This is a genomic window from Actinoplanes sp. NPDC051494 (genome assembly GCF_044454705.1).
Lineage (GTDB): Bacteria > Actinomycetota > Actinomycetes > Mycobacteriales > Micromonosporaceae > Actinoplanes.
In genome coordinates this window covers 837,501-860,281 of record NZ_JBITDZ010000001.1, presented here as the reverse complement: position 1 = coordinate 860,281, position 22,781 = coordinate 837,501, and the positions used below count along the sequence as shown (strand labels likewise).

At 69.2% G+C, this 22,781-nt stretch carries 28 protein-coding genes and 1 pseudogene; 24 read left to right on the top strand and 5 right to left on the bottom strand.

Annotated features, from left to right (window positions below; genetic code table 11):
* The first annotated feature begins 170 nt into the window (after positions 1 to 170).
* From rpsP to ACIA6A_RS03945, 11 genes are all read left to right on the top strand, one after another.
* Positions 171 to 713 (top strand): 30S ribosomal protein S16, encoded by a 543-nt coding sequence (rpsP, locus tag ACIA6A_RS03995; protein ID WP_396095883.1) that lies wholly within the window; start codon positions 171 to 173, stop codon positions 711 to 713.
* Positions 691 to 948, top strand: coding sequence for an RNA-binding protein (locus ACIA6A_RS03990; protein ID WP_014447131.1), 258 nt, complete (start codon positions 691 to 693; stop codon positions 946 to 948). Before rpsP ends, ACIA6A_RS03990 begins: the two co-directional genes overlap by 23 nt.
* Positions 949 to 966: 18 nt before the next feature.
* Entirely contained in the window at positions 967 to 1,533 is a 567-nt protein-coding gene (rimM, locus tag ACIA6A_RS03985; RefSeq protein WP_396096444.1) for a ribosome maturation factor RimM, read from the top strand.
* A gap of 177 nt (positions 1,534 to 1,710) precedes the next feature.
* Positions 1,711 to 2,469, top strand: a complete 759-nt coding sequence (trmD, locus tag ACIA6A_RS03980) for a tRNA (guanosine(37)-N1)-methyltransferase TrmD (protein WP_396095882.1) — start codon at positions 1,711 to 1,713, stop codon at positions 2,467 to 2,469.
* Between the two features lie 120 nt (positions 2,470 to 2,589).
* The gene (rplS, locus tag ACIA6A_RS03975; protein WP_396095881.1) at positions 2,590 to 2,949 is read left to right on the top strand and encodes a 50S ribosomal protein L19; all 360 of its coding nucleotides are present in this window, start codon (positions 2,590 to 2,592) and stop codon (positions 2,947 to 2,949) included.
* A 229-nt stretch (positions 2,950 to 3,178) separates the two neighbouring features.
* On the top strand, positions 3,179 to 4,066 hold the full coding sequence (lepB, locus tag ACIA6A_RS03970; RefSeq protein ID WP_396095880.1) for a signal peptidase I: 888 nt from the start codon (positions 3,179 to 3,181) through the stop codon (positions 4,064 to 4,066).
* Positions 4,063 to 4,713, top strand: a complete 651-nt coding sequence (gene lepB, locus ACIA6A_RS03965) for a signal peptidase I (RefSeq protein ID WP_396095879.1) — start codon at positions 4,063 to 4,065, stop codon at positions 4,711 to 4,713. The genes lepB (ACIA6A_RS03970) and lepB (ACIA6A_RS03965) overlap by 4 nt, the downstream gene beginning before the upstream one ends.
* A gap of 43 nt (positions 4,714 to 4,756) precedes the next feature.
* Complete coding sequence (locus tag ACIA6A_RS03960; RefSeq protein ID WP_396095878.1) at positions 4,757 to 5,323, top strand: NUDIX hydrolase; 567 nt, start codon at positions 4,757 to 4,759, stop codon at positions 5,321 to 5,323.
* Entirely contained in the window at positions 5,323 to 6,147 is an 825-nt protein-coding gene (locus ACIA6A_RS03955; protein WP_396095877.1) for a ribonuclease HII, read from the top strand. Before ACIA6A_RS03960 ends, ACIA6A_RS03955 begins: the two co-directional genes overlap by 1 nt.
* Positions 6,144 to 6,467 (top strand): DUF2469 domain-containing protein, encoded by a 324-nt coding sequence (locus tag ACIA6A_RS03950; protein WP_067505225.1) that lies wholly within the window; start codon positions 6,144 to 6,146, stop codon positions 6,465 to 6,467. The genes ACIA6A_RS03955 and ACIA6A_RS03950 overlap by 4 nt, the downstream gene beginning before the upstream one ends.
* Positions 6,468 to 6,568: 101 nt before the next feature.
* Positions 6,569 to 7,051, top strand: coding sequence for a M23 family metallopeptidase (locus ACIA6A_RS03945; RefSeq protein WP_396096443.1), 483 nt, complete (start codon positions 6,569 to 6,571; stop codon positions 7,049 to 7,051).
* Here the strand turns inward: ACIA6A_RS03945 and ACIA6A_RS03940 are convergent.
* Both ACIA6A_RS03940 and ACIA6A_RS03935 read right to left on the bottom strand, forming a co-directional pair.
* Positions 7,045 to 8,232: an aminotransferase class V-fold PLP-dependent enzyme gene (locus tag ACIA6A_RS03940; protein WP_396095876.1), complete on the bottom strand. Its 1,188-nt coding sequence runs from the start codon at positions 8,230 to 8,232 to the stop codon at positions 7,045 to 7,047. The two genes, ACIA6A_RS03945 and ACIA6A_RS03940, sit on opposite strands and share 7 nt — an antisense overlap.
* 43 nt (positions 8,233 to 8,275) lie before the next feature.
* A complete protein-coding gene (locus tag ACIA6A_RS03935) occupies positions 8,276 to 9,193 on the bottom strand; it encodes a tyrosine recombinase XerC (RefSeq protein WP_396095875.1) in 918 nt (305 codons plus the stop codon).
* Positions 9,194 to 9,238: 45 nt separating this feature from the next.
* Here ACIA6A_RS03935 and ACIA6A_RS03930 point away from each other — a divergent pair, with 45 nt between their 5' ends.
* On the top strand, positions 9,239 to 9,700 hold the full coding sequence (locus ACIA6A_RS03930) for a pyridoxamine 5'-phosphate oxidase family protein (protein WP_396095874.1): 462 nt from the start codon (positions 9,239 to 9,241) through the stop codon (positions 9,698 to 9,700).
* 517 nt (positions 9,701 to 10,217) lie between these two features.
* Here the strand turns inward: ACIA6A_RS03930 and ACIA6A_RS03925 are convergent.
* Positions 10,218 to 10,622 (bottom strand): winged helix-turn-helix domain-containing protein, encoded by a 405-nt coding sequence (locus ACIA6A_RS03925; RefSeq protein ID WP_396095873.1) that lies wholly within the window; start codon positions 10,620 to 10,622, stop codon positions 10,218 to 10,220.
* Positions 10,623 to 11,406: 784 nt separating this feature from the next.
* Here ACIA6A_RS03925 and ACIA6A_RS03920 point away from each other — a divergent pair.
* Entirely contained in the window at positions 11,407 to 11,592 is a 186-nt protein-coding gene (locus ACIA6A_RS03920; RefSeq protein ID WP_396096442.1) for a DNA-binding protein, read from the top strand.
* 58 nt (positions 11,593 to 11,650) lie between these two features.
* On the opposite strand, the gene ACIA6A_RS03915 is transcribed toward ACIA6A_RS03920, so the two are convergent.
* A complete protein-coding gene (locus ACIA6A_RS03915) occupies positions 11,651 to 12,889 on the bottom strand; it encodes a DNA-processing protein DprA (RefSeq protein ID WP_396095872.1) in 1,239 nt (412 codons plus the stop codon).
* 144 nt (positions 12,890 to 13,033) lie between these two features.
* Positions 13,034 to 14,326 (bottom strand): annotated as a pseudogene (locus ACIA6A_RS03910) (YifB family Mg chelatase-like AAA ATPase); the annotation flags it as partial.
* 51 nt (positions 14,327 to 14,377) lie between these two features.
* Here ACIA6A_RS03910 and ACIA6A_RS03905 point away from each other — a divergent pair.
* The 11 genes from ACIA6A_RS03905 to ACIA6A_RS03855 all read left to right on the top strand — a co-directional run bounded on the left by ACIA6A_RS03905 (position 14,378) and on the right by ACIA6A_RS03855 (position 22,743).
* Entirely contained in the window at positions 14,378 to 15,784 is a 1,407-nt protein-coding gene (locus tag ACIA6A_RS03905) for a recombinase family protein (RefSeq protein WP_396095871.1), read from the top strand.
* Between the two features lie 79 nt (positions 15,785 to 15,863).
* On the top strand, positions 15,864 to 16,376 hold the full coding sequence (locus ACIA6A_RS03900; RefSeq protein WP_396095870.1) for a helix-turn-helix domain-containing protein: 513 nt from the start codon (positions 15,864 to 15,866) through the stop codon (positions 16,374 to 16,376).
* Between the two features lie 232 nt (positions 16,377 to 16,608).
* Positions 16,609 to 16,977 (top strand): hypothetical protein, encoded by a 369-nt coding sequence (locus tag ACIA6A_RS03895; protein WP_396095869.1) that lies wholly within the window; start codon positions 16,609 to 16,611, stop codon positions 16,975 to 16,977.
* The gene (locus ACIA6A_RS03890) at positions 16,977 to 17,912 is read left to right on the top strand and encodes a hypothetical protein (RefSeq protein ID WP_396096480.1); all 936 of its coding nucleotides are present in this window, start codon (positions 16,977 to 16,979) and stop codon (positions 17,910 to 17,912) included. The genes ACIA6A_RS03895 and ACIA6A_RS03890 overlap by 1 nt, the downstream gene beginning before the upstream one ends.
* Entirely contained in the window at positions 17,813 to 18,418 is a 606-nt protein-coding gene (locus ACIA6A_RS03885; RefSeq protein WP_396096441.1) for a helix-turn-helix domain-containing protein, read from the top strand. The genes ACIA6A_RS03890 and ACIA6A_RS03885 overlap by 100 nt, the downstream gene beginning before the upstream one ends.
* On the top strand, positions 18,415 to 18,720 hold the full coding sequence (locus tag ACIA6A_RS03880) for a hypothetical protein (protein WP_396095868.1): 306 nt from the start codon (positions 18,415 to 18,417) through the stop codon (positions 18,718 to 18,720). Before ACIA6A_RS03885 ends, ACIA6A_RS03880 begins: the two co-directional genes overlap by 4 nt.
* A 157-nt stretch (positions 18,721 to 18,877) precedes the next feature.
* Positions 18,878 to 19,609 carry a hypothetical protein gene (locus ACIA6A_RS03875; RefSeq protein WP_396095867.1) on the top strand — a complete coding sequence of 244 codons (732 nt, stop codon included), beginning with the start codon at positions 18,878 to 18,880 and terminating at the stop codon, positions 19,607 to 19,609.
* 2 nt (positions 19,610 to 19,611) lie between these two features.
* Positions 19,612 to 20,034 carry a helix-turn-helix domain-containing protein gene (locus ACIA6A_RS03870; RefSeq protein ID WP_396095866.1) on the top strand — a complete coding sequence of 141 codons (423 nt, stop codon included), beginning with the start codon at positions 19,612 to 19,614 and terminating at the stop codon, positions 20,032 to 20,034.
* A complete protein-coding gene (locus ACIA6A_RS03865) occupies positions 20,031 to 20,297 on the top strand; it encodes a hypothetical protein (protein ID WP_396095865.1) in 267 nt (88 codons plus the stop codon). Before ACIA6A_RS03870 ends, ACIA6A_RS03865 begins: the two co-directional genes overlap by 4 nt.
* Positions 20,294 to 20,863, top strand: coding sequence for a hypothetical protein (locus tag ACIA6A_RS03860; protein WP_396095864.1), 570 nt, complete (start codon positions 20,294 to 20,296; stop codon positions 20,861 to 20,863). The genes ACIA6A_RS03865 and ACIA6A_RS03860 overlap by 4 nt, the downstream gene beginning before the upstream one ends.
* Positions 20,863 to 22,743, top strand: coding sequence for a hypothetical protein (locus ACIA6A_RS03855; protein WP_396095863.1), 1,881 nt, complete (start codon positions 20,863 to 20,865; stop codon positions 22,741 to 22,743). The genes ACIA6A_RS03860 and ACIA6A_RS03855 overlap by 1 nt, the downstream gene beginning before the upstream one ends.
* Positions 22,744 to 22,781 lie beyond the last annotated feature (38 nt).

Here is a 22,781-nt window from a genome sequence, read left to right as displayed (position 1 = left end):
GCCCCCACTGTCAAGCGACGGTACCCATCTGGCACAATGACTAGCTGGTATCCGGCATGCGAGAGGCGCCCTCTAACCCCTCTTGCTTCGCCAGTCCACGAGACATCGGTCCCGCATCCCCACGTGGGTTCCGCCGTTTCACCCACGTCATTACTTGGAGCGATAAAACCGTGGCCGTAAAGATCCGGCTCCTGCGGATGGGCAAGATCCGCAACCCGCAGTACCGCATCGTCGTCGCCGACTCGCGCACCAAGCGCGACGGCCGCGCCATCGAGTACGTGGGCATCTACCAGCCCAAGCACGACCCCTCGCTGATCGAGGTCAAGAGCGAGCGCGTGCAGTACTGGCTCTCGGTCGGCGCGCAGCCGAGCGAGGCCGTGCAGCGCATCCTCGAGAAGACCGGCGACTGGCAGCAGTTCAAGGGCCTCCCGGCCCCGCCGCCGCTGCTCGTGGCGCCCGAGAAGGCCAACCGTCAGGCCGCGTACGAGGCCGAGGCGAAGGCTGCCGCCGGCGTCGAGGCTCCGGCGAAGGCTGCCACCCCGAAGAAGGCCAAGGCTGAGAAGCCGGCCGCCGAGGCCAAGGCTCCGGCCGCGCCCGAGGTTGCCGAGGGTCGCCCGAGCGACACCAAGGCTGTCGACCCGGCCGAGCCGAACCGCGAGGCTGTCGCCGCTGACGCGAAGGACCCGGCCGGTGCCGGCGCCGACGCGAGCTGACGGGGCGCTCCGGCCCGCGCTGGAGCACCTCGTCAAGGGCATCGTCGACAACCCGGACGACGTCCGGGTGCGGCTGGTCGACTCGCGCCGCGGCAAGCGGCTCGAGGTGCGCGTGCACCCCGAGGACCTGGGAACGGTCATCGGGCGTGGCGGGCGCACGGCCAAGGCGCTGCGTCAGGTCATCGGGTCGATCGGTGGGCGCGGTATCCGCGTCGACATCGTCGACGCGTACTGATCGACAGTCATGACGATGCTGCTGGTAGTCGGTCAGATCGGTAAGCCTCACGGTATCCGTGGGGAAGTCCTCGTCACCGTCCGGACCGACGAGCCAGAGGCGAGATTTGTCGCCGGGTCGGCGTTCACCACGGAGGTCCCCCGGGACCGCCGGGTGAGCGCCGGTCCGGCCACCGCCCCCACGGCGGGGGCGGCCTACCAGGTGCCCGGCGAGCTGACCCTCGAGTCGCTGCGCTGGCACCAGGGCAAGATCATCGCCCAGTTCGAGGGTGTGCACGACCGCAACGTCGCCGAGGCGCTGCGTGGGGTGTTCCTGCAGGTCGACAGTGCCGGCGTGGCCCCGCCGGACGACCCCGACGAGTTCCACGACCACCAGTTGGTCGGGCTGTCGGTGGTCGACCAGGACGGCACCGAGCTGGGCAAGGTCGACCGCATCGACCACGCCCCCTCGTCCGACCTCATCGTCCTCAAGAAGGCCACGGGCGGCACCGCGCTCATCCCGTTCGTCAGCGCGATGGTCCTCTCCGTCGACGTCACCGGCGGCCGGATCGTCGTCGACCTCCCCGAGGGCCTCCTCGACCTCTAGGGTCTGTTGTGGAAGTGGAGCCGGGCTGCGGCGAGGCCCAGCCGCCGTCTGGCCGCACGCCGGAATCGCTCGGATACAACACCGGTATCCGTACAATTCCGGCGCACACCCAGACGACACCTGGACCGCGCCTCGCCTCGGCCCCACTTCCAAAACAGACCCTGAGGGTTGCCCCACGTGCGCGTCGACATCATCTCGATCTTCCCGGACTACTTCTCGCCGCTGGACCTGTCGCTGATCGGCAAGGCCCGCGGCGCCGGGACCCTCGACCTCTCCGTGCATGACCTGCGCACCTGGACCTCCGACGTGCACCGGACGGTCGACGACAGTCCGTACGGTGGCGGTCCCGGCATGGTGATGCGCCCGGAGCCGTGGGCGGCGGCGTTCTCGGCCGTGGCGTCCCCTTCGTCGCTGCTCGTGGTGCCCTCGCCGGTCGGTAAGCCGTTCACCCAGGCGGACGCGGCCGAGCTGGCCGCCCAGGAGCACCTCGTCTTCGCCTGCGGGCGGTACGAGGGGATCGACCAGCGGGTGCTCGACGCCGCGCCGATGCCGGTACGCGAGGTCTCGCTCGGCGACTACGTCCTGTTCGGCGGCGAGGTCGCGGTCATCGTGATCATGGAAGCGATCACCCGGCTGCTGCCCGGGGTGCTGGGCAACGCCGAGTCGCTCACCGAGGAGTCCCACTCGGACGGGCTGCTGGAGGCCCCGGTGTACACCAAGCCGGCGTCCTGGCAGGGCCTGGACGTGCCCGAGGTGCTGCGCTCCGGTGACCACGGCAAGATTGCCCGCTGGCGCCGTGAACAGTCGCTGCTGCGCACCGCGGCCCGGCGTCCGGACCTGTTCGAGGCGTACCCGGCCGACAAGATCGACAAGAAGGACCGCGCGGCGATCGAAGGGGCCGGATTTCGGGTCCCGGGGTCGGGTGTGGCAAAGTAGTGAGGTTGCCGTTTGCCTCTCACGCCGTGGGCGGCAGGCGAGGAGCTTGTCACAAGCTCAGCATTACCCCAATCGCGCATCGAATTCCCGGTGCGCTTTGAGCAGTACGAGGATGCAGCGATGAACCTGCTGGACGAGCTCGACCTCCAGTCGCAGCGCACCGACATTCCCGACTTCCGCGCCGGCGACACGCTGCGCGTGCACGCTCGGGTCGTCGAGGGTAACCGTTCCCGTGTCCAGGTCTTCCAGGGCGTCGTCATCAGCCGCCAGAACGGTGGCCTGCGGGAGACCTTCAAGGTCCGGAAGATCAGCTTCGGCGTCGGTGTCGAGCGGACCTACCCGATCAACAGCCCGCAGATCGACCGCATCGAGGTCGTGACCCGTGGTGACGTGCGTCGCGCGAAGCTCTACTACCTGCGTGAGCTCCGTGGCAAGAAGGCCAAGATCAAGGAGCTGCGCGAGAAGCAGACCGCCAACTGAACCCCTGACGGGTCCGGGACGTAAGTTCACTCGGACTGACGTTTCCTGCGCGAGCGCACTAGGCTTACGCATGTGACGGATGGGAATCAGTGCCAATGCGGCGTTCGCCGCGCTGGTGGGCCATTCGCACTACCGCCCGACCTGTTCTCGTTAGGGAGCTGCGGGCGGTAGTGCTGTATCCGGGTCGGATTCGCCCGGACGGCGGCGGGAGAGACGTAGCGTGGAACCGATGCAGGGGTATCGAGGCGCCTCCTCCGGCGGACGGCGTCGCGGGCGGGTGATCCGGCGCAAGGAGATGCCGCTCTGGCAAGAGCTCCCGCTGCTGCTGGTGGTGGCGTTCTGCCTGGCCGTGCTGATCCGCACGTTCCTCGTCCAGGCCTTCTTCATCCCGTCCGGTTCCATGCAGAACACCCTCGCGATCCAGGACCGGGTCCTGGTCAACAAGGTCGTCTACGACATCCGCGACCCGCTCCGGGGCGAGATCGTCGTCTTCCGCGGCACCGAGAACTGGGCGCCCGAGCAGCCCGCCACCCCGGTCAGCAACACGTTCGGCGCCAAGCTCGGCCGGACCATCGGTGACCTCGTCGGGGTGAGCCGCCCGGGCGAGCGCGACTTCATCAAGCGGGTCATCGGGCTCCCCGGTGACAAGGTCGCCTGCTGCGACGACAAGGGCCGGATCACGGTCAACGGCGAGCCGGTCGACGAGCCGTACATCTTCGAGAATTCCCCGCTGGACCAGCCGCCGAACCCACGCCAGTGCAGCAGCCGGAGATTCGCCGAGGTGACTGTTCCCGACGGTGAGATGTTCGTCATGGGCGACCACCGCCTGGTCTCCCAGGACGCGCGCTGTCAGGGTCCGGTTCCGATCGACAACGTGATCGGCCGGGCCTTCGTCGTGGTGTGGCCCACTAAGCACTTCACCAGCCTCTCCGTGCCCGACAACTGGAAGTCCTACGCGGCCGCGCACCCGGTCGGCTCGGCCCCGCTGGGCGCGCCCCCGGAGCCCGGGCCCGATCCGGCCACCACGGCGGTGATGCTGCCGTTCCTCTTAAGTGTCGGTGTATCCGCGCGTTCCGGACTGTGCTTGACGCCTCGGCGACGTAGGCTCCGACCGTGATTGACGAGCAGACCGGCGAGCAGCACAAGGGATCCTTCTGGCGCGAGCTCCCCATCCTGGTGGGCGTGGCGATCCTGGTCGCCGTCCTGGTGCGGGCCTTCGTCCTGCAGACGTTCTACATCCCGTCGCCGTCGATGGAGCACACCCTCAACATCTGGGACCGGGTGCTCGTCAACAAGCTCGTCTACGACTTCCGTGAGCCCCGCCGCGGCGAGATCGTGGTCTTCAAGGCCCCGAGCGACTGGCAGAGCGGCACCGAGGGCGAAGACTTCATCAAGCGCATCATCGGCATCAGTGGCGACCACGTGATGTGCTGTGACGCCCAGCAGCGCCTGATGATCAACGGCCACGCGCTCTCCGAGCCGTACATCTACAAGGACGACGACGGCAACCAGGACCCGGCCGCCGACGAGCCGTTCGACATCACCGTCCCGGCCGGCCGGCTCTGGGTCATGGGTGACCACCGCTCCGCCTCCGGCGACTCCCTCGAGCACTGGGAACAGACCGAGGACATCCAGGAAGCCACGATCAAGGCGGACTCGATCGTCGGCCGCGCCTTCACCATCTTCTGGCCGGTCGGCCGGGCCACCTGGCTGTCGGTCCCCGCGCCGTTCGACGACATCCCGGACCCCGCCGCCACCAAGTGACACCCGAGCTCAAGATCGATGTCCGGCGCAATAGGCTGGGTGCGTGACGCACATCGACCGACGGGCAGCGCGGGTGATCCTTCTCGACGCGGCCGACCGGGTCCTGCTGATGCACGGCGGTGATCCGGCCCGGCCCGGCGAGCGCTGGTGGTTCACGCCCGGCGGCGGCCTCGACGCCGCCGAGAGCCCGGCCGAGGCCGCGGCCCGCGAGCTGTTCGAGGAGACCGGCCTGCGGGTCACCCCGGCCGAGCTCGGCGACCCGGTCCACCACGAGGTGACCGAGTTCAGCTACCGCCACCGCGACTACCGCCAGGACCAGCACTTCTTCACCCTCCGGGTCCCCGCGTGGGAGGTCTCCACCGCCGGCTTCGACGCCGACGAGCAGCAGACCATCACCGAGCACCGCTGGTGGAGCGCACCCGACATCGAGGCCTCCACCGAACAGATCTTCCCGCTGGAGCTGGCCGCCCTCGTCCGTCGTCTCACCGCGGCCTCGTCCGCCGGTGCCCTCCGGCCGGTCGGCGATCCCACGCCGCCCCGGGGCGGCGTGGCTCCCGGGGACCTGGCCGATGTCGGCCGGGCTCACGGCGTACCGTCGGATGGTCGCTGATGTTGGCACCGCCGCGCACCGTCGTCCGCCGGGAAGGCGGCCTGTATGCCCTCGAGCGCGCGTTGCAGCGCCGCGGCTTTCAGCACGTCGCCGGCGCCGACGAGGCCGGCCGGGGAGCCTGCGCCGGACCCCTCGTGGCCGGCGCCGCCATCCTGCCCGAGGGCAAGCGTGGCGAGATCGAGGAGCTGGCCGACTCCAAGCTGCTCACCGCCGCGGCCCGGGAGCGGGTCTACGCCCAGGTGGTCAAGCGTGCCCTGGCCTGGTCGGTGGTGATCGTCCCGGCCGCCGAGGTGGACGCCCGCGGCCTGCACGTCTGCAATCTCGCGGCGATGCGCCGGGCGCTCGCCTCGCTCACCACCCGGCCGGATTACGTGCTCACCGACGGCTTCCCGGTCGACGGGCTGGGCGGTCCGGGCCTCGCGGTGTGGAAGGGTGACCGGGTCGCGGCGTGCGTCGCGGCCGCCAGCGTGCTCGCCAAGGTCACCCGGGACCGCCTGATGGTGGAGCTGGACGGCAAGTTCCCGGATTATGGTTTCGCGGTGCACAAGGGGTACATCACCGAGGAGCACAGCACGGCATTGACCACGCATGGGCCGTGCGCGGAACACCGGTTCTCGTACGTGAACGTGGCCGCCGCCTCCGGGCGGGGCAACCGGCCGCCACGGGCCCGGCGCCCGGTCGCCGAGGCCCGGCCCGATTCTGTCGCCGTGCCGCTGATGCTGTGGCCGGTGAGTGAGGGTACCGTCGGCGTGGCGTCAGGCGAGCAGCCTCGGCCGCCGGTGCCGGTGGGGGAAGATGAGGCCATGGAGGGCGAGAAGCGATGAGCGCAGAGGATCTCGAGAAGTACGAGACCGAGATGGAGCTGCAGCTCTACCGGGAGTACCGCGACATCGTCCGCCAGTTCTCGTACGTGGTGGAGACGGAGCGCCGCTTCTACCTGGCCAACCAGGTGGATCTGCACGTCCGCAACTCCGACGGCGAGGTGTACTTCGAGGTCGAGATGCATGACGCGTGGGTCTGGGACATGTACCGCCCCGCGCGATTCGTGAAAAATGTTCGCGTTATGACGTTCAAGGACGTGAACGTCGAGGAGCTGGAGAAGCCGGACATCTCGTTGCCGGATGAGCCCGGTTTCGGGGGCTGAGTTCTTCCTGTTCAACGGGGCCGTGGTTTGCTACCACGGCCCCGTTGCCGTTCCCGGGGTCGTCCACAACGCGGCTCTGTCCACAGGCCGCCCGGTGCCCGATCGCGATTCCCGGCACGATGCCGGACATGAATCTGCTGCTCTCGCTCGTGCTGCTTCCTGGGCCCGGTGGGTTCGTCGCGCCGGTCGAGCCACCGGCGGTGACCCGGCGCTTCGATCCGCCCGCCCACCGCTGGCTGCCCGGTCACCGCGGTGTCGACCTGGCCGCGCCGGCGTCGGTGCCGATCCGGGCCGCCGGGGCCGGCACGGTGGTGTTCGCCGGGACGATCGCCGGCCGGGGCGTGGTGAGCGTCGCGCACGCCGGTGGGCTGCGCACCACCTATGAGCCGCTGACGCTCGGCTCGGTGCGCGTCGGCGAGACCGTGGCGGCCGGACAGCGGATCGGGACGTTGACTCCCGGGCACGCCGGCTGCCCAGGCCCGGCCTGCCTGCACTGGGGACTCCGCCGGGGACGCGACTACCTGGATCCGCTGGCACTGCTCGGGGCCGGCCGGGTCCGGCTGCTGCCGGTGGTCGCTCAGTGAGCGGCGTTCAGCAGCTGCGGCAGGTGCTCGGCCAGGCGATCGTATTCCTCCGCGCGGTTGTAGACCTGGGCGCTCAGCCGCAGCCAGCCGCGCCCGCCCCAGGCGTTCAGCCCGACCTCCGCCGAGAGCTTGTCGGCGATGCGCAGACGAAGGGCATAGGCGTCGGCCCGGGTGGCCGCGACGCCCGCCGGCAGCGGCACGATCCGCATGGCGGCGTCCCCGTCACCGGGGTCGGGCAGCTCGGCCGGCGCGAGGCCGAGGGCGGCACCGGCAACCCGCTGACCGTACGACGCCAGCTCGGCATTGTGCCTACGGACCGTGTCCCATCCGAGGGTGCGCAGGGTGAACAGGCCGGCCGGCGCAGCGAGCCACGGGGTGTAATCGAGGGTGCCCTGGAACTCGACGCAGGCCGGGAAACCCGCGTCCTGCTCCCAGGAGACCACGGGCGGCTCCACCCGATGGCGCCAGGGAGCGGAGACGCTGAGCAGGGCCGTGCTGCGCGGGGCGAACGCCCACTTGTGCAGGTTGCCCACCCAGAAATCAGCCCCGATCCGGTCGACCTCGACCGGCAGCATGCCCGGCACGTGCGCGGCGTCGACCAGCACCGGGATCTCGTGCTCATGGGCTGCGGCGACGATCTCCCGTACCGGCAGCACCTTGGCGGTCGGCGAGGTGATCTGGTCGACGATGACCAGCTTCGTCTTGCCCGGCCGCAGCGCGTCGCGCAGCCGCGACACCACCTCGGTGCCGGACGCGTGCAGCGGCAGCGGCACGGTGCGCGTGGACGCCCCGTCCCGGCGGCACTGGCGCTTGGCGGCGAGCTCGTTCGCGCCGTACCCATGGTCGGTGAGCAGCACCTCGTCACCGGGCTGCAGCCGCACCGTCTGCAGCGCGATCGAGACCCCGGCGGTGGCGTTCGGCACCAGCGCGCTGCCGTCCGGGTCGGCGCCGAGGAACTGCGCGATATGACGTCGGGTGTGGACGATCCGGTCCATGAGCGCGTCCGTCCCGAGGAACGTCATCGGGTTGCGCTCGGTCTCGTCCCGCAACCGTTGCTGGGCCCGCTGCACCCCGATCGGCACCGCGCCGAACGAGCCATGGTTGAGATAGGCCACGCCGGGATCGAGGGAGAAGAGGAGCCGGGCTCCGGGGATGGGCGGGGGTGGATCTCCGGCGCTCACGCTGCGATCGTACGGCACCCGGCGTCACGGGTTGAACGATTCGTCAAGCTCTCGGGTGAGCCTGCTCGAACGCCGCCCGGAGCCGCTCCGTCGAGACATGGGTGTAGATCTGGGTGCTCGACAGCGACGAGTGGCCCAGCAGCTCCTGTACCGCGCGCAGATCGGCACCCCCGTCGAGCAGATGCGTGGCCGCCGAGTGCCGCAGGTCGTGCGGGCTGGTGTGCGGCAGGCCGGCCGCCTGGGCCGCCCGGGCCACGATCCGGCGGACCACGGTCTGCTGCAGCCGACCGCCACGGGCCCCCAGGAACAGGGCCTCCCCGCTGCCGGCCCCCTCCAGCGCCGGTCGGCCGCGGCGCAACCAGTCGTCGAGCGCACGCTGGGCCGGTATCCCGTAGGGCACCGACCGCTCCTTCGCGCCCTTGCCGAAGACCCGGACCACCCGCCGGGAGCCGTCCACGTCCGGGAGGTCCAGGCCGCACAGCTCGCTCACGCGCACCCCGGTCGCGTAAAGAAGTTCGAGCACCGCGGCGTCGCGTACCCCATGGGGGTCGGACGTGGTCACGACCAGCTCCGCCGCCTGATCGGCCCGCAACACCGACGGCAGATCGCGATGGGCGCGCGGGCTGGCCAGCTGAGCCCCCACATCGGAGGCGCAGAGCCCGGCCTGATGGGCCCACGCGGTGAACGCCCGGGCCGCGGCCGCCCGCCGGGCCTGCGACGTGCGAGCGGCACCCGCGGTCATCCGCCGGGCCAGCCACCCCCGCAGGACGGCGATGTCCAGATCAGCGGGCCCCGCACACCCGGCCCCGGCGGCATGAGCGAGCAGGGAGACGACATCCCCCAGATACGCACGCACGGTGTGCTCGGACCGGTTCTCGACCCGGGACAGATGCAGCCCGAAGTCGTCGACGGCCTGCCGCATGGCCGGAGGGAGCGCCTCATGGGTGTCGCGCGTGCTCATGGTTCCATCATCACCCTGTCAGACCCTCGTCCTAGAGTCGCGAGCATGACGAGTTGGCAGGAGATCGAGAACGAGAACCCGGAATTCGCGGCCCGGGTGAGGTCCCGCTTCGACGCGGGCACGAACAAGACCATCGCCACCCTCCGCCGCGACGGCTCCCCCCGGATCAGCGGCACCGAACTGACATTCGACGACCGCGACGTCACCATGGGCTCGATGCCAGGCTCGATGAAGCTCCGCGACATCCGCCGGGATCCGAGAGTCGCCGTCCACAGCCCCACCCTCGAACCCCCACCGGACGACCCCGGCCAATGGCCCGGCGACGCGAAACTCTCCGGCGTGGCCACCGAGATCCCGGCGCCGCCCGACAGCCCGGTCGAGGGAGCGGGCTTCTTCCGCATCGACATCAACGAGGTCTCCTTGACCTACGTCGGCAACCCGGCCGACCACCTGGTCATCGAATCCTGGGACCCGGCCCACGGCTACCGCCGCCGAACCCGCTCATAGCCGCCGCCCCACCAACGCCGGCAAAACTGAGGCCGGCAAAACTGAGGCCGACTCGGCTGCGGGCGCGCTTTTACCGGGGGACCCTTCGTGTGGGGCGCTGACGCCCGCGCACCTGAGGGTTCGCGGTCTTTCGCGCACCTGAGGGTTCGCGGTCTCTCGCGCACCTGGGGGTCTGCGGCTTCTTGCCCACCTGGGGGTCTGCGGCTTCTTGCCCACCGGGGGGGGGGGCAGCGGCTTTCATGCATCTGGGGTTCGCGGCCTCTTGCAACCTCGGGGGCCGCGGGCTCTCGCGCACCTTGGGGTCCGCGGTTTCTTGCCCACCTGGGCCGCGGGCTCTCGCGTACCTTGGGGTCCGCGGTTTCTTGCCCACCTGGGGGCGGCTCTCGCGCACTTTGGGGTCCGCGGTTTCTTGCCCATCTGAGGGCCGCGGCTCTCATGCACCTGGGAGTCTGCGGTGTGGCGGCGGGCGACCCTTGCGAGTTTTTTGGCGCCGGTGGAGGGTGCTGGGTGCGGCTGCTCAGGGGCGGGTGATCTCCACCCGGTCGGCGGGGTGCACGGAGGTGGTGCCGTCGGTAGCGGTGATCACGATGACCGGGACGCCCTCGCCGAGGCGGTGGGCGCGGCGCTCCGCGTCGGTCGGCATACGGGCAGCGGCACGCTCGCCACGACCCAGCGCGATGACCTCCACCGGCTCGGGCACGCGCACGAACGTCCCCCGTGGACGGTCGACGGTGACCAGGCCTTCCGTGCGCAACTGCCCGATGGCCTGGCGGACGGTGGTGCGACTGATGCCGTACTCCTGCGCCAGACGCAGCTCACTCGGCAGCGGCTCACCCGGTGCGAGTTCACCGGATTCGATCTGATTGCGCAACAGATCAGCGAGCTGGCGGAACACCGCGCGGTCTGCCGAGGGATCGATCATAATTAACACCGTACGTGATCACGATGCTCCATAACATTGTACGTACTAAAGAATGTCGCTACGGTTATTTGTCACGCTGAGAAGGCCGAGCTCGATCGCATGACAAGCGGCGGCGGCCGGGCGGCCCCGTGCTCCCGGTCGCCGCTGTGCGGACGGCGCTCATGCTGCGGTGGGATGCCAGGCTACCGCTCCACTGAGGAACCCCGTCGCTCCCGCAGGCCTGGCGGTCCAGATATTTGATCTGCTGTGGTGGCTCTCGGAGGAACGGTTGACCATGGGTGGCTCCGGTTTTCTCCCGCCGACGATGGATGTGGGTGCCGGGCAGTTTCTGTGCGCGGCAATTCTCGTATTCTTGCATCGATGCGCAGCCTCTCGCCCTGCCGCGAAAGCGCCGTCACTTCTTGGCGACACGCGGCGGGGAGCATCGGGCGTCGGCGGCGTGCGGTCTGTGCGGGAAGCGATGTGGTCGGACCGGCCGGGCGTGGCTGAGTCGGGCGCGGCTGAGTCGGGCGTGGCTGAGTCGGGCGCGGCGGGATGGGGTCGGGCGCGGCAAGGCGCGGCGCGGCAAGGCGCGGCGCGGTTGGGCGCGGTGGGGTTGGCGCGGTGGGCCGGGACTGCGGGCGAAGGTCTCATTTCTCGGTGTGGGCGGCTGGAGGGTGAGGGCTGCGTGGGGCGGTCGTCCGTTCGCGATACTTAACCTGAGACTAGCTGTCTTTCACCAACTTGACTCAGGACTAATAGTCATACGCCTACGGTCGATCATGTGGCTAAGGCAATCCGACTCATGGGTGCGCACGAGATCCGGGTCCGGCTGGGCTGGGTGAGCCGGCAGCGGGCTTACCAGATCACCAGCAGGGCTGACTTCCCCACTCCGGTGGCGGATCTCGCGCAGGGCAAAGTGTGGCTGACCGAGGACGTCGAGGCATGGATGAAGATCCATCGCCGGGACGTCGACGAACCAGGGGAGTGACTTTGTCCCGCCCCGGCCCGGGTGGCTGCCCGGACCGAGGCGGACGGAGGATTCGCGGCTAACCGCTTGAGGGCGGGGCCGCGGTCAGTGGTGCCCTCGGGGGCATCCCGGTGCGTTCGGTTGCCGCGCGGGCGAATTCCGTCAGCGCGACGCCGTCGCCCCTGCGCACCACCAGGCCTCGGATCTCGAGGAGCGACAGGCGCCTCAGCACCGTGCGTAGACTCAGGCCGGCCCTGGACGCGAGCTGTCCCGGTCCGGCCGTGCCGCGGCGGGGCACCGCCTCCAGCACCAGGGCGCTCTCCTCGTCGAGATCGTCGCGGGGATGGCTGACGGCCCGAGCCGGTTCGGCCAGATACTCGCCGATCTGCCCGACCTCGTCGAGCACGTGCGCCACGGTCGTGACCACCCGCGCCTGAGGGCAGCGCCGCAGGAGTTCGTGGCACCCCACCGACATCGCCGAGGTCACCGGGCCGGGCACGACCATCGCGGGCCGGTTGAGCGCCACCACCCGGCTCATCGTCTGTGCCGCCCCGCTGCGGGCCGCCGCCTCCACCATCACCGTGCCGGCCGTGGCTGCCGCGATCACCCGGTTGCGGATCAGGAAGCGGTGGCGCAGCGGCTCGGAGCCGGGCGGCCACTCGCTCATCAACAGGCCGCTGTCCGCTATCTGCTGGAAGATGGGCGTGTTGCCGAGCGGGTACGGCCGATCGACGCCGCACGCCAGCACCGCGACCGTGGTGCCTCCGGCCGCCAGTGCCGAGCGATGGGCGAACGTGTCGATCCCGAACGCTCCGCCGGAGACGATCGTCCAGTCCTGCTCGGCGAGGCCGTACCCGAGATCCATGGTGACGTTCTCGCCGTACCGTGTCGCGGCCCGGGCCCCGACGATCGCGACCGATCGCTCGAAGGCCTCCCCGACGGAGCGCCCGCCGCGCACCCAGAGGCAGAGCGGCGGGCGTACGTCGTGGTTGATCTGCCCCGGGATCTCGAGTTCCAGCGTGGCCAGCGACTCGACGCGGGACGGCCACTCCTCGTCGGAGGGGATGACGACCCGGGCGCCGACCCGCCGGCCCCGGCGCAGGGCGACCTCGGCGTGGTGCCGGGGATCGTCCGTGCGGGCCCGGGCCAGGACAGCCGTACGCAGTGAGTCCTCCGGAACGTCCCCGCCGATGAGCTGCTCGAGCGTCGCCACGGCGCCCCGGGCCTGCACGAGGTCCCAGACGGCCCGGTTGCCGGGCTCCGCGAGCCAGGTCAGCGCGACTCTCGCGAGCCGGTCGTCGTCCTCGGTGCCGCTCATGCCGCGGCCTCACGGTCGTCGCCCGGCGCCGGCGGCGAATCGGGCGGATCCGGTGGGCGCGGTTCCCGCATGATGCCCACGCCGTGTGCCGCCATCCTGGCGAGGGCGCAGATGTGGTGAGCGCGGAAAGGCCCTTCCGTCGTCTCAGCGCCGGGCAAGTTGTTCATTCGCTTCTCCCATTCTGAGTTGAGCGGCCTCGTCCACGTCGGGGCCGCCGGGTCTGGTCCGCCCGTCCAGATCCGCGATGGTCCAGGCGAGCCGCAGGATCCGGTCGAAGCCGCGTGCCGACAGTGATCCGCGTTCCAGCCCCGCGCGCAGGGCGGCGGTCTCCCTCGGTGCGAGCCGCCATGGGGGCCGGCGCAGCTCGGGGCCCGGGACCTCGGCGTTGACCCGCCAGCCCCGGGACGACCACCTGGCTGTCGCCACGCCGCGGGCCGCGGCCACCCGGGTGGCCACCTCGGCGGACGACTCCGCCGGACTTCCCGGACTGAGCAGGTGGGCCGAGCCCAGCGCCTCGAGCCTGACCCGGATGTCGATGCGGTCCATCAGCGGCCCGGACAGCCGGCCGAGGTAGCGACGGCGTTCGACGGACGTGCACTGGCAATGCTGGTCACCGGCCGGGTTGGCGCAATGGCACGGGTTGGCCGCGAGGACCAGCTGCACCCGCGACGGGTACTCGGTGGTGCCCCGGGCCCTGGCCAGCAGCACTCGGCCACTCTCCAGGGGTTGCCGCAGGGCCTGGAGAGTGGCCGGGGTGAACTCCGGGGCCTCGTCGAGGAACAGGACGCCGCGGTGGGCGAGCGACAGTGCTCCCGGACGGGCCAGGCCGCTGCCACCGCCGATGAGGGCGGCCGTGCTGGCGCTGTGGTGGGGTGCCTGGAACGGTGGCCGGCGGACGAGCCGGCCGTCCGGGGGCAGGACACCGGCGATCGACTGCAGTGCCGTCACTTCGAGCGCTGCCTTGTCGTCGAGGGCGGGCAGGATCGAGGGCAGGCGCTCCGCCAGCATCGTCTTGCCGGCTCCGGGCGGGCCGATGAGCGAGACATGGTGGCCCCCGGCGGCGGCGACCTCGATCGCGTACCGGCCGAATTCCTGGCCCGCGACGTCGGCCAGGTCCGGACCGGGTTCCGCGGCGGACGGCTGACCCGGTGGTGGGTCGAGCAGGGCGCACTCGCCGCGGATGTAGGAGATCAGCCGGTGCAGGGAGTCGACCGCGCCGACCGTCACGCCGGGGACGACCGCCGCCTCGGCGGCGTTCGCCCAGGGCACGATCACCCGGGTGGTCCCGGCTCGGGCGGCGGCCACGACCATGGGCAGCACGCCGCGTACCGGGCGGACGGACCCGTCGAGGCCGAGCTCGCCGACCACCACCACGCCCTCCATCTCGGCCAGCGGCAGCTCACCCGCGCTGGCCAGAAGCGCGCACGCGATCGCCAGGGCTGGTGTCAACGTTTGCTATTTCTATTTTGGTGATGCAGAGTGAGAGCCATGTCACGAGCAGCGATCTACGTCCGCATCTCCCGAGACCGGGCAGGTGCTGGCCTGGGCGTGCAACGCCAGGAGAGCGACTGCCGAGACCTGGCGGCCACCGAGGGCCATGAGGTCGTTGGGCTGTATGCCGACAACGATCTCTCGGCATACAGCGGTAAGCCGCGTCCGGAGTATCTGCGGCTGCTCGGCGACATCCGTGCTGGTCTGGTCGACGTAGTGATCGCCTGGCACACCGACCGGCTTCACCGCTCGCCAGTTGAGCTCGAGGACTACATCAGCGCGTGCGAGGTCCGCGGTCTACCAACGCTGACCGTCAAGGCAGGGCCGCTGGATCTGAGCACTCCCAGTGGCAGGATGGTCGCTCGTCAGCTCGGCGCGGTCGCCCGATACGAGGTCGAGCACCAGATTGAGCGGGCCAAGCGAGCCAAATTCCAGGCGGCGACCGCCGGCAAATGGGCCGGCGGTCAGCGCCCATTCGGGTACGAGCCAGACGGTGTCACCATTCGTGCCGCTGAAGCTGAGGTGGTCGCGTCAGTCACCGAAGCGATCCTGCTTGGTGCCAGCCTGCGGGCTCAAGCGGCCGATCTCAACCGCCGAGGAGTTACGACCTCTACCGGACGTACCTGGACGCCAACAGAGCTCCGCCGGGTGCTGGTCCGGCCTCGCAACGCCGGGCTCCGAGAGCATCAGAAAAAGATCGTCGGAGAGGCCCAATGGCCGGCCATCGTTGCCGAGGAGCATTGGCGCGCCGTCTCCAGCATCCTTACCGATCCGGCCCGTCGAACATCCTGGGCCACAAACCGCAAGTGGATGCTCTCTGGCGTCGCCCGATGCGGTGTCTGTGGTGCCCCGGTACGTGGGGATGTCCTGCACAGCTCCCGGCGATCGACACCGTCCTACACATGTCGCGCCAACAAATGCGTCCTACGGAACGCCAAGGAGGTCGACCAGTTCGTGGCCGCGCTCGTGGTCGAGCGGCTCAGCAGGCCAGACGCCGCTGGCCTGCTCCAGACCGAGAGCGGGCCCGATCTCGGTGCCCTCCGGGCGGAAGGCAATGCACTCCGCCAGCGCCTGGATGATCTGGCAGGGCTCTACGCCGAAGGCAGCATTGATGCACGCCAACTGCGTGAAGGCACCACCCGAATCCAGATTCGAAGTCAGCTGATCGACGAGACGATCGCAGAGGCGGGACGTCGTTCGGTGCTGGCTGGCGTCGTGGATGCAGACGACGTCGCCGCGGCGTGGGAGGCGATCGATGACGTCGACCGGAGAACATCCATCGTCGATGCGTTGATGGCCATCACGATTCACAGGACCAAGAAGGGCCGGCCTCCCGGCTGGAGGCCCGGCCAGTCCTACTTTGACTCCCGGACGATCGAAATCGCCTGGAAGACCGGCAACTAAATAGGCGGACCGCCGCGGTGTTACCAGCACCAGCGGCGGCCCATTGATCGATCACCCTTGCTAGGAGGGCGAAAGACCCATGCGCGAGCTTACCGGCTCGTGTGTCGGCAGCGTGTCGACGCACGTCCAATCTAATTGCAGCGGTAGCGTTGCATCACCAACTGAACACCAAGTTGCAAGCTCCGTTCACGGCAAGGTCGTGAACGGCAGTGGCCTATACGCGCTGCGCACTGCGCCGCGTATCACTTTCGGCAAGGCCGAAGGTGCGGGCAGGGACGACCAAGGGAAGCCCCGAGCGGAAGACGATCCACAGACGGATCTGTCTTCGTGCTTGGGGTTCGTGCTATCCCGAGGGAGTTTCCGAGTGGCCCGCACCTTCTCTGGTCCCCAGCTCCGGGCACGGCGGGTCGCCGCCGGCCTGCGACCCGAGCAGCTGGCTCTTCGCATCGACCGCAGCGTCTTCAGCGTCCACCAGTACGAGCGCGGGACGGCTCACCCGTCCGTTCCAGTACTCGGTGCCCTTGCTGACCAGCTCGGCTGCTCCATCGATGATCTCTTTGCCCGCGAGGCGGTGGCCAGCGGTGCAGCGTGATGACGTCTATCGCGAGCACATCCGGCGCTTGGTCGACGAGGCGCCGCCTCTCACCGACGGACAGCGCACCAGACTCGCAGCGCTCCTGCGCTCTACTGCCACGCCGTATCCGGTCAAACAGCCAGCCATGGCGCTCTCTGCCGCCTGAGCAGCGGAAGTCCAAGCCTTCAGACGTGAGCGAGGCCCGGGGACCAGCCGGGCCGACGCCACCATCGAACGGAGCCATACTCCGATGAGCAGAACCATACCTGCCCCGGGGCGCATCACCTCGGTACTCGGATCGCAACCCTGGTGGGCCGCCGGCACCCCAGACCAGCGCCGTGCTGTCGCACAAGCCGTCCAGATGCGCCGCGAGCAAGCTCAACGGCGGATTGCCAGGCTCTGGGCGCACCCGGACCTCGCGGAGCACCTCTGCCACGCGCTCGGGTACGAGCGGCTCGATCAGTGGAACGGCTACGTGCCATCGACGCGGACGTACGGCGAATACGGCGAGATCAACAAGTCCCCGCAACGCCGGGCCCTGATCGAAGTACTCAAGGCCGTTGCCGAGCGAGAGAAGCCTTCCGAGTCAGTGGCGGCTACCGACGAGGCCAAGACCTGATGGGCGCCGGAAACGTCAAGGCCGTCTTCGATCGGTATGCCACCCAGCTGCCATGGCGGCCGTTCGCCGCGTTGGTATTCATGGCCAACACCTCGCTCGATGCAGACCCCTGGCCGTACTACTCAGCCGGCCTGGACCACCTCACCGCCGTGCTCTTCAAGACGCCCGATCCATCAGCCACCCAGCTCCGCGACGTTCGCCGGCTCGTGCGCGGCATGGTGGACGACCAGGTGATCACCAAGGACCGAGAGGCGTCGTCCCTGCGCAAGAACGCCAGGGATCGCTCCGCCCGCTACCGGCTGAACATCCACGACGCTGCTGACCTCGCACGGAAACAGTGGGAAGCCGACATCACAGGGGTCTCAGACCCCTGTGCTGTCGAGGCAAGCAGCGGGGTCTCAGACCCCCCTACTACTGCCGCAAGCACAGGGGTCTCAGACCCCGCAAGTACAGGGGTCTCAGACCCCCGCAACGCATCCCAGCAGGGGGGTCTGAGACCCCTGCTAGGAGTACTTGACCTTGAGGAGCAACAAGAGGAGGAAGCGCGCGCAACAGCGCCCGGGTCCGCTGCCGGCACACCAGCAGAGCAGAACGAGCCCCAACCCGAAGCCCTGAAGGACAGGCAATCGAACGGGCCACACGTACCGCCCAAGCCGGACCTGAACGTCTCGATGCGATGCCCTCGCCACCGGAACTCCATCAGCGACGAGCCATGCCGAGCCTGCGGCGAAGCACGCCGTGCCGCCGAAGCCACCCAGGCACGAAACCAAGCCGCCCTCGTCAGCTGGGAGAACACCTACCAGCAATGGAAACGCTGGCGCGACAAACAGCCCACATGCCCCGACGAAAAACCCGGCGGCAACATCACCGACCCAATCACCGGCGTCGCCGCATGCCCCATGTGTCGACGCCGAACAAACCAGGAGACCAGATGACCACCATGTCAAGCACCACCGGCGAAAGCGCGGGGCTCGGTCGCTTGGTGGCTCCCCATGCAGCCGCGCCCGTTGCGCCGCCCGGGTCCGACCGGGTGGTCGTTGGGGCCGGCCACCGCCAGGGCGTGACGGGGGATGCCGAGCGGCAGCGGCTCCGCGCTTCCCTCGGTGCTGCTCTTCGCCGTGCACGGGCCCGCCGCCGGATGACACAGGCCTCTCTGGCGCTGCTGGCGGGCTGTCACCTGCGGAGCGTGCAGCGGTTGGAGGCCGGGGTGATGCGGCCGACCACGGCGCTGTTGGAGGCCTTGGCGACCGCGCTGGTGGCCCCGGCTGGGGTGAGGGCGGATCGGGTGCGGGTGGCGCAGGTCGCGGCTGCCCTGAGCCGGGAGGCGGGGGAGTCGCTGCGGGAGTCCACACCGGGTGGTGCTCGGCGACGTCGGCGGCGGATGCGGGATGCCCGGCGGGCGGCCCGGAAGGCCGCGGCCCGGGCGGGGCGGTCCCGGTGAGCGCGGGCGAGCAGGTGCCGCCGCGGCGGTCGGGGCACGGCTGCGGCTACGAGGGTCGGCAGGAGCTCGGCTTCGCGAAGCAGCGCCTCGGGGCCGCGCTGACCGACCTCGCCCGCGACCCGGACCCGGCTGCCCGGTGCGCGGGCGTGGACCTGGCCGAGGAAGCCACCCGGGTGCTGCTGGAGCTGACGTCCCGTGCGGAGGCGGCGACGTCAGCGGCTCAGCGGATTACCGAGGCGCTCCCCGGCCTGGGCGCTCGGATCGCGCAGGCGAGACAGCAGCTCCGGCCGACCAAGAGTTAGAACACGTGTCCTAGGGCACACAATAATGGTCATTATGGATATTCCCATGAAGCAAGTAGTCACAAGACTATCTGACCAAGATTTCCGACCCCTCGCGGGTCGGTGAAGCACCACCCCGGTCGCGTTCGCGGTCGGCACCACGAACTGAAGGAACCTCATGATTAAGCACCTCAGGGCCACCATCGCGCGGAACCTCGCCGGCCTCGGCGACGAAGCACGAATCGCCACCCACGAGACCGCCGAGAAGATCGAGGCCCTGCGCGCCGACGAGAAGATCTCCGACCGCTACCGCGACGACCAGATCCAACAGCTCCGCGAAGACCTCACCCAGCGCCTGGACGAGATCCGGGCCGAGGCCGACGGTGACCGGGACCGGCTCCTCGCCGAGGCTGGCAAGCTCGACCTGCCCCAGGGCGACGCCGCCGCGCAGCTGCTCGCCGAGACCCGGCAGGGCAAGGCCTGGAACCGGGTCCGTGCCCAGCTCGACGCCGGCCGCGGCCATCACGAAATCTTCGCCGAGGCCGTGACCCGGGGCGACCGGGACATGATCCTGGCCATGCGGGCGGAGTTGCCCTCCTTCCTCGAGTCGCAGCAGAAGCGCCCCGGCGGGATCGCCAACCGGATGATCGAGCCGTTGGAGCTCGGCCAGCTCCGTCACGCCCTGGACCTCGGGCTTGCGAAAGCGCTCGGTGACGACGACGGGGTCGGCACGGCCGCCCGGCTGCGGCTGACCGCCACCACGCAACACGCTGTCGCGGCCGGCCAGGTCGAGCTTGGGCAGAAGGGTCGCGGGAATCTGCCTGCAGCGTTCGCGGCGACGACGGCCCTGCGAACGGCGGAGCGCACCATGCAGGAGCTCGGCGATACCGCCGAGCCGGACGCGGTCTGACCATGCCCACAATGCACCCTCACGGCCCCACTGACGGGCTGATCAGCCCTGACGGGTCCGTGAGGGTGCCCCCTGCCCTTATCAGCCCGCTATGTGCCGTTCTGGGCAGATACCTGGCTGGGTGCGCCCGCGATGGTGCCGGCGGCGCCCCCACCCCGGCCGTACGCGCCCTGTACTGGGCTCTGCGCGACGCCGAGAACCGGCCCGCGACACGGCCAGGTTCCGCTATCGGAACCCCACCGCCGCCACCCTGCACTCTGGAGCTCAGCACGACCGAGGTAGCCCGACTCCTGGGGGCCAGCAGCGGTTACGTGCGCCGGCTCTGCCGGACCGGCCGAGTGAGCGCGCGCCGGGTCGGCAGAGCCTGGCTCATCGACCAGGCATCCCTCGACGCCTGGCGCCACGGCAACCGGGAGGCGCCATGACCATCCGCCACTTCAACGTTCAGGCGCCCCGCGCTGACTTCCGCGGCGAGCTCAGTGGGATCCAGTTCGCGGACGGGCAAGCCCTCGTCTCGTTCGACGACGCGTCCGATTCCGAGTTCAGCCCGGGAGTCACCGTGGGGGAGAACCAGATCCAGGCCGGCCGCGCCTTGGTCATCTTCGCTCGCCGTCAATACCTCAGAGGCTGGCGTGTGGCCGAGGTTGACGCGGCCGGTCAGCCCCTCCACGTTGCGGAGGCATCGTGACCACCGCCGAGGTCTCCAACCTCATCCGTAGCTGGCAGTTCGTCCCCGAGCAGCAGAAGGTCGACGCCGTACACCGCGACCTCGTCGACGCCTCCGCCGTCCTGGACGCCCTGCAGAACCGTCCTGACTGGGGCCGGCAGCCCGGCGAGATCCAGCACGCCCACGACCTGGTGAACCAGCTGGTCGAGGAACGCCGGCTCGCCGAAGGTGCCGCGTTGGAGGCCCGAGCTGTCCGCCGGCGTGAGATGTATCCGATCGCCGCCGCCAAGATCGACACCCTGACCGACGCTCTTGCCACCCAGGCGACGACTCTGACCAGCCGAGTCGAGGACCTGACCGCCGCCCTCGCCGCCCTTGTCGAGGACCTGGAAGGCCACTGCGACTTGACCCCGGTCGTGGGGCGCCAGCGCCACTCCCTGCTAATTCTCGCCGCAGAGCACGGCGACGATCAGGACCTGATCCCACCGTCGACCAGCCAGACCATTCCACCAGTACCGCGGCCTAAGACCCTCATCGAGGCGCTGAGGGTGCTGCGCAGGGCTCTGCGGCAGAACGGGGCCTGCTGATGACTGGTCCGTCGTATGGGACGCTGCCGGAGCCCGGCACTGTCGGCGGCGGCAGGGGCGCGGTGTCATCTGTGGCCGGGAAAGCCGGCGCGGTCACCCTCGTCAAGGGCGACGTCGGCCTGGCCCAGGTCGACAACACCTCCGACGCCAACAAACCGCTTTCGACCGTCGCAGCCGCCGCGCTGGGGAACAAAGTTGACAAGATTGACCGTCTCGGCGAGAAAGTTTTCGCCATTTCGTTCGGATCCGCCGCCAACGAAAAGGCGGATCTGTACTTCACTGGCAGCACCAACGGTGTGATCCAAGTGGCCATGACGGGGCAATACGCCACGATCAACAGCATGGGCACGATCAACGTTGTCTACTCATTCAGCGGAAACGGCACCGGCACGATTTTCGAGAACACGATGACGTGCACGGTGGCGCAGGGAAGCCTCCCGTCGAGTTTCGCTCTCACGCCGATTACCTGGGATGCCGCCAACGGTCGTTGGAAGTTCTCGATTTCGCACCGAAACACCAGCATCAACCCGGTCGCGGTGCGGGTGTCCTGGCAGCAGACCGATACCGCCGCCGCGACCGCCCTGCAGAACACCCTCGCGGTCTCGCCGGTCTACACCACCGACGCGACCACCTACCCGGCCCCGGTCGCTCAGGTAGCGGCGCTCCAGGCGACCGTAACAACCAAGCAGTTCGGGCTGGGTGTCTCTGTGGTGACCGACCCGCAGTGGGGCTCCGGGACCGGTTCAGACATTGGCCCGGCTGCGAACGCCGCGATCGCCGCCATGCCCGCGACGGGCGGCCGGCTGATGATCCCGGGCGGGAACTGGACCACCAGCCAGCGCATCATCCTCAAAGATGGCGTCGAGATCGAGGGAGCTGGCCGGTACGCAACTAAGATCACCGGATCCGTCGAAGGGGTCTTCGGCTGGTCATCCCATCTGAGCCAATGGTCCATTAAGAACCTTCGAGCGGATTCAACAAATGGTCATCTAATGACGACCAAGGGCGGTGACTACTCAATCTCACAAGGTGAGCTTGAGGGTGTCTGGCTGGTCTGCACCGACACCGCCTCCTCGATTTTTCATCACGACTCAGCATGGGACTACATTAAGATTTCAATTACACATAGTCGCCTCGACCGTGTGGCTGGATCAACACGTCCCGGCTGGTATGTCCGAAACTCAATCGGTGCCGCAAACAGCAACATCTGGAAAAACTTGTGGGTTCAGTCGTACAACAACACCCTCGCGCCGTTTTTCTATGTCGAAAGCACTTCACCCAGTAGCTACGCCTACGACAACACATTCGAAGAAATCATTGGCGAGCAGAACCGCGGCGGCGTTATCCACCTGTACAACAACCTCGGCGGCTACATCCGCAACGTCGTGGACTGGGACGCGGTCGGGAACTACACAGGCGACCTCATCAAGATCGGTCAGTCCGCTGCCGCGCCGGCGTTCCGCTCGCGGAAGGTGACGATCGTCAACTGCGGCCGACGAGGCGGAGCCCTCGACGCGGGTGTGTACGACATCAACCTGGTCCCCGGTCAGGCCTTCCGATGCGCCGTCATCGGTGCGAACCACAGCAGCGAACCCACTTCAGGGCTGAGGATCAATGCCGACATCGCAGCCGGCCAACACGACATCATCAACGTCCCCCCGGACGGAACCGTCTACCCGGGTCAGCCGGCCTCCACAGGAACCATGCATGGGTCTCGGGTCCATTTCGCCGCCGGCATCGTCTTGGACGCCCAGATGAACCTCGGTAACGCGGCCGTGGCCCCAGGGACTCCAGCGTCTGGTGGCGTGATGTACGTCGAGGCGGGCGCCCTGAAGTACAAGGGTTCCGGCGGCACGGTGACCGTGATTGGACCTGCCTGATGACTCTCAAGCTCGTGGCGGCGGGACAGCGGATCGGG

Bases quoted from the DNA above. Each gene is read 5' to 3' on its own strand.
- ACIA6A_RS03905 (WP_396095871.1), top strand. From the start codon at position 14,378: ATGTCACGAGCAGCGATCTACGTCCGCATCTCCCGAGACCGGGCAGGT.
- ACIA6A_RS03875 (WP_396095867.1), top strand. From the start codon at position 18,878: ATGATTAAGCACCTCAGGGCCACCATCGCGCGGAACCTCGCCGGCCTC.
- ACIA6A_RS03890 (WP_396096480.1), top strand. From the start codon at position 16,977: ATGGGCGCCGGAAACGTCAAGGCCGTCTTCGATCGGTATGCCACCCAG.
- ACIA6A_RS03955 (WP_396095877.1), top strand. From the start codon at position 5,323: ATGTTGGCACCGCCGCGCACCGTCGTCCGCCGGGAAGGCGGCCTGTAT.
- ACIA6A_RS03865 (WP_396095865.1), top strand. From the start codon at position 20,031: ATGACCATCCGCCACTTCAACGTTCAGGCGCCCCGCGCTGACTTCCGC.
- ACIA6A_RS03885 (WP_396096441.1), top strand. From the start codon at position 17,813: ATGCCCCGACGAAAAACCCGGCGGCAACATCACCGACCCAATCACCGG.
- ACIA6A_RS03950 (WP_067505225.1), top strand. From the start codon at position 6,144: ATGAGCGCAGAGGATCTCGAGAAGTACGAGACCGAGATGGAGCTGCAG.
- ACIA6A_RS03855 (WP_396095863.1), top strand. From the start codon at position 20,863: ATGACTGGTCCGTCGTATGGGACGCTGCCGGAGCCCGGCACTGTCGGC.
- rplS (WP_396095881.1), top strand. From the start codon at position 2,590: ATGAACCTGCTGGACGAGCTCGACCTCCAGTCGCAGCGCACCGACATT.
- ACIA6A_RS03930 (WP_396095874.1), top strand. From the start codon at position 9,239: ATGACGAGTTGGCAGGAGATCGAGAACGAGAACCCGGAATTCGCGGCC.
- ACIA6A_RS03920 (WP_396096442.1), top strand. From the start codon at position 11,407: ATGGGTGCGCACGAGATCCGGGTCCGGCTGGGCTGGGTGAGCCGGCAG.
- ACIA6A_RS03925 (WP_396095873.1), bottom strand. From the start codon at position 10,622: ATGATCGATCCCTCGGCAGACCGCGCGGTGTTCCGCCAGCTCGCTGAT.
- ACIA6A_RS03895 (WP_396095869.1), top strand. From the start codon at position 16,609: ATGAGCAGAACCATACCTGCCCCGGGGCGCATCACCTCGGTACTCGGA.
- ACIA6A_RS03870 (WP_396095866.1), top strand. From the start codon at position 19,612: ATGCCCACAATGCACCCTCACGGCCCCACTGACGGGCTGATCAGCCCT.
- lepB (WP_396095880.1), top strand. From the start codon at position 3,179: ATGCAGGGGTATCGAGGCGCCTCCTCCGGCGGACGGCGTCGCGGGCGG.
- ACIA6A_RS03915 (WP_396095872.1), bottom strand. From the start codon at position 12,889: ATGAGCGGCACCGAGGACGACGACCGGCTCGCGAGAGTCGCGCTGACC.
- ACIA6A_RS03935 (WP_396095875.1), bottom strand. From the start codon at position 9,193: ATGAGCACGCGCGACACCCATGAGGCGCTCCCTCCGGCCATGCGGCAG.
- ACIA6A_RS03900 (WP_396095870.1), top strand. From the start codon at position 15,864: ATGCGCGAGCTTACCGGCTCGTGTGTCGGCAGCGTGTCGACGCACGTC.